The following is a 10633-nucleotide window of genomic DNA, read 5'->3' as shown; positions in this document are numbered from 1 at the left end:
CCGGCCGCGCCCGCCCCTTCGGGGTCGCTCTCCACACGTCCGTTCTCGACCCAGGCACCAAAGGTGCTGCTGATCGGCTCCTCGACGGGCGGCCCGCAGGCGCTGATGGCGCTCGTCACCGAGCTCGGCCCCGTCATCGACCGTTTTCCCGTGCTGATCACCCAGCACATGCCGCCGACCTTCACCACCATTCTCGCCGAACACCTGGCGCGTTCGAGCCGCAAGCCGGCGGCCGAGGCGGTAGATGGCGAGCCGGTGAAGCCGGGTCGCATTTATCTCGCGCCCGGCGGCAAGCACATGCGCGTCGTGCGCAATGGCGCGGACGCCGCCATCGCGCTCGACGACGGTCCCGCCGTCAATTTCTGCAAGCCTGCGGTCGATCCGCTCTTCACCTCCGCCATCGATGTCTGGCACGGCAACATTCTCTCCGTGATCCTGACCGGAATGGGCTCGGACGGCATGCGCGGCGGCAAGGACATCGTCGCGGCCGGCGGCAGCGTGATCGCGCAGGATGAAGCCTCCAGCGTCGTCTGGGGCATGCCCGGTGCGGCCGCCCATGCCGGCATCTGCGCGGCGATCCTGCCGCTCAACCAGATCGGCGCCAAGGTCAACCGCCTGTTCGCGGGAGACCGCACGTGACGCCGGCGGACTACGACTATCTGCGCAAATTCCTGAAAGAACGCTCTGGTCTCGATCTCTCGCCCGACAAGCAATATCTGGTCGAGAGCCGCTTGCTGCCGCTGGCCCGCAAGGCCGGCCTTGCCGGCATTCCCGATCTCGTTGTCAAGATCAGGAACGGCGACGGCCGCCTTGCCACCGATGTGGTCGAGGCCATGACCACCAACGAGACGTTCTTCTTCCGCGACAAGATTCCGTTCGATCACTTACGCGACAGCATCGTGCCCGGCCTGATCCAGGCCCGCGCCGCGCGCAAGTCGCTGCGCATCTGGTCGGCGGCCTCGTCGACGGGACAGGAGCCGTATTCGATCGCGATGTGCCTGAAGGAGATGGGCGCGGCACTCGCAGGCTGGCGCATCGAGATTGTCGCGACCGACCTCTCGCAGGAAGTGCTGGAGAAGTGCAAGGCCGGCGTCTACAGCCAGTTCGAGGTGCAGCGCGGCCTGCCGATCCAGCTGCTGATGAAATACTTCACGCAAGCGAGCGACGTCTGGCAGCTCAATGCCGATGTCCGCGCCATGGTGCAATTCCGCCAGCTCAACCTGTTGCAGGACTTCTCCCATCTCGGCACGTTCGACGTGATCTTCTGCCGCAACGTGCTGATCTATTTCGATCAGGACACCAAGGCCATGATTTTCGAGCGCATGGCGAAGGGTCTGGAGGCCGACGGCACGCTGCTGCTGGGTGCCGCCGAATCCGTCGTCGGCATCACCGATGCATTCCGTCCCGTGTCCGATCGTCGTGGGCTCTACCAGCTCAATCCGGCGCGGTCTGGTCGCCCGATGGGCGGCTTGATGCCGCAGCCGCCGAAGATCGCCGCGGCGCGGTGAACTCTCCTCGTCATTCCGGGGCCGCGCGCAAGCGCGGAGCCGGGCATCCATAACCATTCGGGTTTCTCACAAAATCGCATGCGGCAGAAACCGCGAGCTGTTGCCCGTGATCGGGCTCTCGTCCTCGCGGATCGAAAGTCCGCACGGCTCGTGGTTCACCAGCCAGCTTCCGATCACCGGATAGACGCCGGAAAAATTCGGCAGCGGCGCCAGCGCCTGCCGGATAAAGCCTTCGGCGCCGTAGGGACCTTCGTGCTCGTCGAGTGACATTCCGGCAGACACCAGCGTGACATTGGCGCCTTCGCGCGACAGCAGCGGCTTGCGGACATAGGAGCTGCCGAGCTCGGCGGCGCGCGGATCGTCCTCGAAATAGGCCGGCAGCAGATTGGGATGGTTTGGAAACATCTCCCAGAGCAGGGGCAGAATGCCCTTGTTGGAAAGCAACGCCTTCCATGGCGGTTCGATCCAGCGCGTCGGCGCGCCCTTGAGCTTCGCCCCGAAGGCGTCGTGGAACATCCACTCCCAGGGATAGAGCTTGAAGACCAGCTCCATGTCGCGGTTATCGAGGTCGACGAAACCGCCTGCCTCGTCGCGCCAGCCGATATCCTCAATGTCGAGCAGCGTCGTGGAGAGGCCCGCCTGGCGCGCCGTGTCTTCGAGATAAGCGAGCGTGCCGGCGTCTTCCTCGTTGGCGGTGGTGCCGGTGAGGTGCAGATGCTTGTTCGAGGCGATGTCCTTCCACGCCGCGATCAGCCGCTCGTGGATCGAGTTGAACTGGTCGGCGCGCGCGGGGATGATGCGCCGCTCGATCGCCTGCTCGAGCCAGGTCCATTGAAACACCGCGGCCTCGAAGATCGAGGTCGGCGTATCAGCATTGTATTCGAGCAGCTTTGCGGGACCGGCGCCGTCGAATTTCAGGTCGAGCCGGCCATACAGGCTGCGGTCGTCGCGCTCCCAGCTCTCGGCGATGAGGTCCCAAAATGCTTCCGGAATCTTGAGCCGGCGCAAATGGCGCTCGTCTCCGATCACGCGGCCGGCAAGGTCGAGGCACATCGCATCGATCTCGCCGGTGGGCGTCTCGATGTCGCGCTCGATCTCGGCGAGCGTGAAGGCATAGTAGGCGCGCTCGTCCCAATAGCGCTCGCCATCGATGGTGTGGAAGGTGAAACCGCATTGTTCGGCAGTCTGTTGCCAGTCGTCGCGCTCGGGACAAAGGATGCGTTGCATGTGTCAGCCGCCGCCGTGACCATGACCGCCGCCATGACCGTGGCCGGGATGGCCGCCCTGCATGCGATGCAGCGTGCCGCCGAAGCCGCCATAGCTCGGCCGGCAATAGGGCTTGCCGCCGATGCCGGGAACGGCTTCGAGGCCGGAGCCGCAGGGCCGCTCGCGGTTCACAAATCCCATCGAGACGGCGCCGGCCGCCGCGCTTCCCATCAGCGTGAGCATGACCCTTCGCGAGCGCTTCATGATGTGTCCTCCCGCGCGATTTAGAGCAGTGGTTACTTAAAGCAGGCTCGCGCGCGGCGTTGAATTCAAAACCGCGCGTGTCAGCTACTGCCCGAAAAGGCATGCGCGAACGAGCCGAAGCCGCCGCGCGTGACGCCGCCGGAGCCTGCATCGGACGAGCCTCCCGACGAAGAATGACCGGAGGAGTCGCTGCTGTAGAAGCCCGACCGCGACGACCAGTGCGAGCCGCTGCCCGAAGAACTGCTGCTGCAATTGGTGTTGGTCTGCGCTGTCGTCCCGGCGACCGACGCCCCGGGAGGCGTAGGATCGCAGTTTCCCCGCGGCATCAGCGTGAAGGCGGTGCTGCCGACCGCGATCGTCCCCATCACCAGCAGCGCGACATGGCCCGAGCGCTTGACCGGCTCCCGCGGCGGTAGCGGCAAGTCCGCTGGCAGGCGCGGACGGCGCTTACCGAACTCCTGGCTGGGAGGTTTGTTGGCCATGTCAGTTCGCTACCGTGTCAGTAAATCATGCAGGCGGCGTTGAGGAGGCCCGCGGCGAGCGAGGACAACCCGAGCCAGATGGCGGGAGCCAGTTCGCCGGCGGCGATCCGCCCCGACAGGTCGGGTACCGGGATCTTGACGATGTAGAACACGGCGACCTGCACGATCAGCGCGATGAAAGCCCAGACCATGCAGTCCAGCACGTTGGCCGAATGGGCGATCGCGCTGAACAGCGGTGCCACGAAGCCGAGCAGGCTGAGCCCGAGCGCGATCGCCGCGGCAGGGTCGTTGTCCCGGATCAGCTGGAACTCGTTGTGCGGCGTGATCCGCGTGTAGACGAACAGATATGCCACTATCGCGATCAGCCCGGTGCAGAAATAGACCAGGAAGGCGGGCAGGCCGGCGAGCGATTGCAGGATCATGGGGAGAGGTCCGACGGTTGCGCCGGGAATTCTGGCACGATCGCTTAGTCGCGGCACCGGGCGAGCAGGTTCGATCCCCAGAAAGAACCGGCACCGCTTGCGCCCGGGCATCGCACAAAAATTCGGGCCGCATGAGACATGCTTCACAAATGCGTCTCGAGGTTGTGTGTGATAGTCTGAGTCATTGTTCTGCCGCCGCCCGTCAGTTTTGATCGGCCGCGCTCATTCGAGGGATGCTTCGTTCAGATCAAGAATCTTGTTGAGTGAGGCTCAAAATGCCCGTTGCCGAATACGAAGATTTCGAGCTCGAGATCGGCTCCGATCTGCCCGTGGGTGGCGGCCCTCAGCAATATTACGGCCGTGTCGTCAGGTCGCCGGCCGGCGAGGCGCCGAAGAGCCAGGTGAAGTTCTGGTTCTCCGCGCCCGGCGAACTGGCCAAGCTGCGCGGCGAACTTGAAAACGCCGTCCTCGAGATCGACGACAAGAAAAGCCAGGGCCCGACCACGCGCGGCGAGCAGGTGCTGCAGGATTTTGGTCGCGGCGTGTTTCGCAGCATCTTCATCGACGTGCCGTCGATCCAGCGGATCTATGAGCGCAGCAAGGGCGCGGCGCAGGATCTGAGGATCAAGCTGCGCATCGAGGCCGCTGACCTCGCCGGCCTGCCCTGGGAATATCTCTACGACGAAGACGACATGCCCCGCTTCGTCGGCCTGACGCGCCCCATCGTGCGCTATCTCGAGACCGCCGGCGGCGTCGGCCGAATGGGCGTCAAGGGACCGTTGCGCATTCTCGGCATGATCGCCGATCCCTCGACCAGCGAATGGCCGAAGCTCAACGTCGTCAAGGAGCGCGACCGCATCAACAAGGGCATCGATGCGCTCCAGCACGCAGGCAAGGTGGATTTCCAGTGGGTCCCCGGCGGGACCGGCAAAGACCTGATGAAGAAGCTGCTGGAAGGCGAGTGGCATATCTTCCACTTCATCGGGCATGGCGGGGTCGAGGAAGCCTTGCCCGGCGCGGGGGCATCCGGCTTCGTCGTCATGGTCGACGAGGACGGCAAGCCGGTGAAGAAATTCGCCTCCGACCTTGCGATGATGCTGACGGGAGCACGACGCAGCCTGCGCCTGATCGTGCTCAATTGCTGCGAGAGCGCCAGGATCAATGTCGGCGACCGCTTCGGCAATCCGGCGATCGGCTTGATGAAGACGGGATGGCTGCCCGCCGTGGTGGCGATGCAGTTTCCGATCACCGACAATGCCGCGATCTCGATGTCGGAGGGGTTTTACGCCGCGCTTGCGCGCAACCGTCCGATCGACGATGCGGTGACGCTCGCGCGCAAATTCATCCAGGAGAAGTCCCGCGTCGAGTGGGGCATTCCGGTCCTGTACATGCGCTCGCCCGACGGCCGCATCTTCGACGTCGAAGCACCGCAGCCGCAGGCGGCCCCGCCAGAGGCGGCGCGGCCCTCGAAGGAGATGCTGCAGCAGCGCCGCGACGAGTTCATGGAGGCGCTGCTGATTGCCCCGACGACGATCGAGGCGCTGGAGGACCTGACCCGGCGCGGACAGGAGCTTCACGGTCTCCTGGCCGACGATGCCGAGCTCTCGGCCCAGCTCGCAAAGGTCTATTTCGATCTCGGCACGCTCCAGCACAAGCAGAAGCAGATCTCGAAGGCCGCGGCGAGCTTCGCCTACATGCTCAAGCTCGACCCTACGAAGCCGGAATATTTCGTGCGAAGAGCCAATTTCAACGTGACGGTCGGTCTCTACGAGAATGCACTGAGCGACATCACCGAAGCGATCAAGCTGAAGCCGAAGAACCCGGAGTTTTACTGGATCAAAGGCGTCGTCAGCATGACCGCCGCCGGCACCGACGACAAGCGCGGCTATGTCGAGGAGGCGATCAAGGCGTTCGGCACGGCGATCGCGGCCAACGAGAACGAGCCGAAATATCTGGTGTCGCGCGCCAATGCCTATGCCCTGATCAAGGACGTGGTGAAGGCCCAGAACGATATGGACAGCGCGATTGCGCTGGCCCCCGACAATATCGATCTCCTGGTCCAGAAGGCCAGGATGGTCGCCCAGGCTGCGTGATTTCTCGCGAGTGTAGTCCGGCGCGCCTTTCAACAGCGAACCCTAGCAATAGGAGTTCATCGTGCAGATCGCTCATGTCGTCGATCCCTTGAATGCGATCTTCGAGTCCTTCGGTGGACCGGTTCTGGTCGTGCTGTTCTACTGGTTCCGCTTCCATACGATGAAAGGCACGCGCTCCTTCACGACGCGGCCGCTGTTCCTGTTCGGCCTCGCCGTCTTCATCACGCCGTTCCTGGTGATCTACGCCGTTCTGCCCGACAAATTGTCGCCGCTCGCATCGGTCTGGCTCTTGATGTTCGTCTGGCTCATTCCGGTGGCGCCGAAGGCGTGGCGCAAATTCTGCCAGGAACTGGCCGGCATTCCTGTCGCCGCGCTCGCGCTGCGCGAGGCGCTGGCCGCTGCTCCCTTCCAGGTCGGTCCGGATGACATGCCGAGCCTGCAGCGCAAGCTGTCCAGGGTCGGCTACCAGATCGACGATTTCCGCGCCACGCAATCGACCGCGATCCAGTCGCGCTTCCTCAAGATTTCCGCGCTGATGCTTCACCTGGAGCGCTGGGCCTGCGAGCATGAGGGCTTCATGGAGCGCAACTCCGATCTCTATGCGGAGCTGCTCGCGGTCTACGACGCGCTCTGCTTCCGCACCGTCCGCGTGCTCAAGAGCAGCACCGAGATCTACGGTGCGATCATGGAGGACAGCCATGTCGAGCCTGACGACTGGCAGGCGCTCGACAAGCTCTCGACCCGCCACACCGTGGTCAGCCAGCTTCAGCTCGCCGCCCAGACCGCGGCCGGATGCATGCTCGAGGATCTGCGCAAGGACATGGATGCGCTGCTCAACAATCTGCTGCTGTTCGCCGCGCGCGCAGCGCTCGCCGGCGAATGGACGTTTGCCCGCAGCCGCCAGCGGCTTGGCGCGATCGGCTTCACGCTGGAGCCGGCTCCGCCTGGCATCGCGAAATTCGTCGCGGTTGCGGCGGGCTTCGGTTTCGTCTGGTGCCTGGCCTGGCTGCTCGGGTCGGGCAAGATCGTGCACATGCCCGGAGACCAGGATGTCGGCATGATGCGGACGCTGCTGATGACGCCGCTCTATCTCATCGTGAATTTCTGGCTGGTGTATTATTTCAAGCGGCAATACGCCTTCGCGAACGAGACCATCTTCGGCCGGCTGCCCGTCGGCTTCATTCTGACGGTCGGCCTCTGGGGCGCGCTGATCCTTTTCCCTGTCCAGGCCGCGTTCGACTTCTACCAGTTTCCGCAAAGGCCCTATCTCGACGTCGTCCTGCACGAGCTGCCGGTCCTGATCTTCCCCTGGGGGATCGCCGCGATGGCGGCGCTGCTGGTGCAGGATTCGACCTGGGGCAAGCGGTCGCGCAAGACGCGGCGGATGCGCGATGGACTCGTGTTCGGCGGCGGCATGACGGTGCTGCTGTGGGTGCTGCTTGCGATCCACCGGGTCAGCCCGATGCCGGTCATGGAGGTCGTCGACAACGTCTCCGGCTGGACCTTCGTCTGGTCTTTCGTGCTGCCGACCTTCGGCTTCGGCTTCACCATCGGCTACGCCTTCATGGCCTGGCTGCGCGAGGCCGCCTCGCGCGTTCCGGTCAAGAGGCCTGTTATGGCAAGTCCTGTGCTCGCGAGCGTCTAACCGAGCGGTTCATCGCAAAATTCCGTCGCAAATATCGCTGCGGACTGTGAACACGTTCACACGAAAATCTGGAATCGACGGTAAGGTGAATTGCAACCTATGGTATTGCCGCACGGCAAGGCCGCCGCAGCGGCATCTCCGGTCATTTCTCAGGCATCGCCCCTGAAATCTTCGAGGAGAACGACGATGAGGTCATCCGTCAAGAACGCGCTCGGTTGCTGTTGGCTTCTGCTTGGTACCATTCCCGTTGCGGCACAATCGGTGCCCAATCCGGCGATGGATGCGCCGGATCAGCTCGCCTGGCAGTTCTTCATCCAGGTCAATACGCGCGCCGGCGGCAACAATGCGCTATTCGAGACCTGGGCCAGCGACAGCGATACGTTCAAGGTGAACCCGCAATTCCCGACGACGGCGGTGCCGCTCCAGCTGCATGAACCGGCGGTGCCGGAGCTCGGCCGCTTCGCCCTGCAGCGGGCCGGCAAGCTGCTTCCGGCGATTCCGCCCGGCAAGGGTGTGCTGGAGGAATCCCGTCGCAACAAGGACTCGTTCGATTTCATCGTCCAGAACAACCTGTACAAGATATCCGGCCTCCGCGCCGCGTTCGGCAAGACCATCACGTTCCCGGTCGGCGCGATGGAGGTGAAGGCGAACTGGCAGCTGGTGACGGACATTCCGTCCTTCACCAACGGCAAGGTCGCGATCGGCGATGTGCCAAAATTGTACCACGTCAACACCGGCGCGGACGGCAAGCAATATGCCTTCGTGTCGATGCACATCATCTCCAAGGCAGTGCCGAACTGGACCTGGGCCACCTTCGAGCACAAGTTCAATCCCGGGCGCTGCGACATCATCGGCTGCCGGGACTCGTTCGGCGCGCAGACCAGCCCGGTAGCGCCCAATCAGCAGCCGGGCCAAGGTTACCCCGATTGCGCGAAGACGCCGGCGCTGTCGGCGATGATCGCATCCGCCGATTGGGATCCGGCATTTGCCAATTATTGTCTGAAGGGATCGCAGACCGATTTCACCGATGCCACAGGGCTCGACGTTCGCCTCGGCAATTCGGTGACCGAGGACGGTTTCGTCGATCAATCCTCCTGCATCACGTGTCATGGCCGCGCCGCCTGGGACAGCAAGGGTGCGCCGACCAGCGGCGCCGGATTTGACGACAATGGCGCCCCGCTCGGACCGATCCAGCCGAGCTGGTACTGGAGCTTCTCCAGCCAGCCGCCGATCTTCCAGGGCATGAGCGGCCTGTCGCAGATCGCGACCTCGGCGGACTTCGTCTGGTCGATTCCGTTCTGCGCGCTCGACGACACCCAGAACCCGCCGAAGCTCAATCGCAACTGCAAGGGCAAATGATCGACCGGGCGGTGTGGTGACCATGCAAAGGGTCGAGCTCGCCGGCAGCTATCGCGCCCCTCCGCCGGACGCGATCCATGTTGGCGAGGTCGATCCCGACGAACGTATCGTGCTGACGTTCTATCTCAAGCGGCGCACGCCCGACACATTCCAGCCGGGCAGCGCCGGGGACCTTGCCCGGCTGTCGAAACCGATCACGCGACAGGCTCTCGCGGCGCAACGTCGCCGGACCCACGGCCGCGCCGCCGCTCGCATCAAGAAGCTGGCGGCGCAGTTTCACGTCACTGTGCTCGATATCGACCTGTTACAGCGCATCGTCACGCTGCAGGCGACCGCGCGGCTGCTGACCGACATTCTCGGCGCCACATTGCGCATCTATGATGACGGCCGGTGCCGTTTCCGCACGCGGGTGGGTCCGTTGCTCGTGCCAAAGGAAATCGCTCCTTGGACGCGGGCAATCCTCGGCTTCGAGGACCGGCCGCTGTTCAGGCCGGTGCCGCGCCTGCGCGCGCTGGCCGGCGTTGGGGGCGGTGCCGGGCTCTGGCCGACGGAGGTCGCCGCACAGTACGGAATTCCACTCGACCGCGACGTCTCGAAAATCTGCGTCGGCATCATCGCACTTGGCGGCGGCTATCTCAAAACCGATCTCGACCAGGCGCTGACGGCGATGGGACGGGAGGCGCCTGTGGTGATCGATCAGGCCGTTACCATCGCGCCGGCCGTGCCTGGCGGCGCGGCTGCACCTCTGACCGGCAGCAATCAGTTCGGCCACGATGCAGTCGCGGACGAGGAGATCGCGCTCGATCTTCAGATCATCGCAGGCTTGCTGCCGAAAGCGCGCGTCGTCGTCTACTTCGCCGGCAACAATATCCGGAACCTGGTTGGTGCGATAAGCCAGGCGATCTTCGATCATGTCAACCGACCCCAGGTGCTGTCGGTCAGCTGGGGCAGCGCGGAGCTGTTCTGGAGCCCTTCGGCGCGCGACGCGATGCAGGGCGTGCTGGCGGACGCCAAGCGATTGAACGTCACGGTGCTGTTCGCTGCCGGCGACCAACTCGCGACTGGCGGACTGAATGACGGCAAGGCGCATGTCTGGTTTCCCGCTTCGAGCCCGTACGCATTGGGTTGCGGTGGCACACAGCCTGCGGACGGCGGGGGAGCTGCGGCCGGTGAGGTGGTCTGGAGCGACGGCAGCAGCGGTACCGGCGGCGGGATCAGCGACGTCTTCCCGGTGCCGGCCTATCAAGCCGGCCTCGCACTGCCGCCGTCGGTCAATGACGGTGCGCTGCGCCGTGGCGTTCCGGACGTCGCCGCCGCCGCGGCGGGCAACCCGGGCTACAAGGTCGTGCTCAATGGCGCCGTGGTGATCAAGGACGGCACCAGCGCGGTCGCGCCGCTCTGGGCGGGGCTGATCGCGATTGCCAATGCCGGACGCGACACTCCGCTCGGCTTCGTCAATTCCGCGCTCTATGCCAATGCGACACTGTTCAAGCCGATAGAGCAGGGCAACAACCGTGTCGACGGCACCGGCTACGATGCCGGACGCGGCTGGAATGCCTGCACCGGACTGGGCGTGCCGAAGGCCGCTGAGCTCATCGCTGCTCTGACCGCCGCTCCGGTTGCCGTAGTCTAGTCCAGAAACGAAAACCCCGCC

The 10633-nt window shown here is 64.4% G+C and carries 10 protein-coding genes; 6 read left to right on the top strand and 4 right to left on the bottom strand.

Going from position 1 to position 10633, the window contains the following annotated elements:
• Together AOQ71_RS16715 and AOQ71_RS16710 are read left to right on the top strand one after the other, a co-directional pair.
• Positions 1 to 639 (top strand): chemotaxis protein CheB (locus tag AOQ71_RS16715; protein WP_283809595.1); only part of this gene is annotated, 639 nt, incomplete at its 5' end.
• Positions 636 to 1508 carry a CheR family methyltransferase gene (locus AOQ71_RS16710; RefSeq protein WP_057748008.1) on the top strand — a complete coding sequence of 291 codons (873 nt, stop codon included), beginning with the start codon at positions 636 to 638 and terminating at the stop codon, positions 1506 to 1508. The genes AOQ71_RS16715 and AOQ71_RS16710, both read left to right, overlap by 4 nt.
• Before the next feature lie 66 nt (positions 1509 to 1574).
• Here the strand turns inward: AOQ71_RS16710 and AOQ71_RS16705 are convergent, their stop codons facing one another.
• The 4 genes from AOQ71_RS16705 to AOQ71_RS16690 form a co-directional block, all read right to left on the bottom strand.
• Positions 1575 to 2735, bottom strand: coding sequence for a glutathionylspermidine synthase family protein (locus AOQ71_RS16705; RefSeq protein ID WP_057748005.1), 1161 nt, complete (start codon positions 2733 to 2735; stop codon positions 1575 to 1577).
• 3 nt (positions 2736 to 2738) lie between these two features.
• Positions 2739 to 2978, bottom strand: coding sequence for a hypothetical protein (locus AOQ71_RS16700; RefSeq protein WP_057748002.1), 240 nt, complete (start codon positions 2976 to 2978; stop codon positions 2739 to 2741).
• An 80-nt stretch (positions 2979 to 3058) separates the two neighbouring features.
• Positions 3059 to 3460 carry a hypothetical protein gene (locus AOQ71_RS16695; RefSeq protein ID WP_057747999.1) on the bottom strand — a complete coding sequence of 134 codons (402 nt, stop codon included), beginning with the start codon at positions 3458 to 3460 and terminating at the stop codon, positions 3059 to 3061.
• Positions 3461 to 3477: 17 nt separating this feature from the next.
• Positions 3478 to 3882 carry a DUF350 domain-containing protein gene (locus tag AOQ71_RS16690; RefSeq protein WP_057747996.1) on the bottom strand — a complete coding sequence of 135 codons (405 nt, stop codon included), beginning with the start codon at positions 3880 to 3882 and terminating at the stop codon, positions 3478 to 3480.
• A 275-nt stretch (positions 3883 to 4157) separates the two neighbouring features.
• On the opposite strand from AOQ71_RS16690, the gene AOQ71_RS16685 reads away from it, so the two are divergent.
• From AOQ71_RS16685 to AOQ71_RS16670, 4 genes are all read left to right on the top strand, one after another.
• Complete coding sequence (locus AOQ71_RS16685) at positions 4158 to 5975, top strand: CHAT domain-containing tetratricopeptide repeat protein (RefSeq protein ID WP_057747993.1); 1818 nt, start codon at positions 4158 to 4160, stop codon at positions 5973 to 5975.
• A 61-nt stretch (positions 5976 to 6036) separates the two neighbouring features.
• Positions 6037 to 7620, top strand: a complete 1584-nt coding sequence (locus tag AOQ71_RS16680) for a hypothetical protein (protein WP_057747990.1) — start codon at positions 6037 to 6039, stop codon at positions 7618 to 7620.
• A 186-nt stretch (positions 7621 to 7806) separates the two neighbouring features.
• Positions 7807 to 8979: a hypothetical protein gene (locus tag AOQ71_RS45135; protein ID WP_157083543.1), complete on the top strand. Its 1173-nt coding sequence runs from the start codon at positions 7807 to 7809 to the stop codon at positions 8977 to 8979.
• A gap of 22 nt (positions 8980 to 9001) precedes the next feature.
• Entirely contained in the window at positions 9002 to 10612 is a 1611-nt protein-coding gene (locus AOQ71_RS16670) for a S53 family peptidase (protein WP_057747984.1), read from the top strand.
• Positions 10613 to 10633: the final 21 nt, after the last annotated feature.

Source organism: Bradyrhizobium manausense (assembly GCF_001440035.1).
GTDB classification, from domain to species: domain Bacteria; phylum Pseudomonadota; class Alphaproteobacteria; order Rhizobiales; family Xanthobacteraceae; genus Bradyrhizobium; species Bradyrhizobium manausense.
This window is presented reverse-complemented; position numbering and strand designations above follow the sequence as displayed.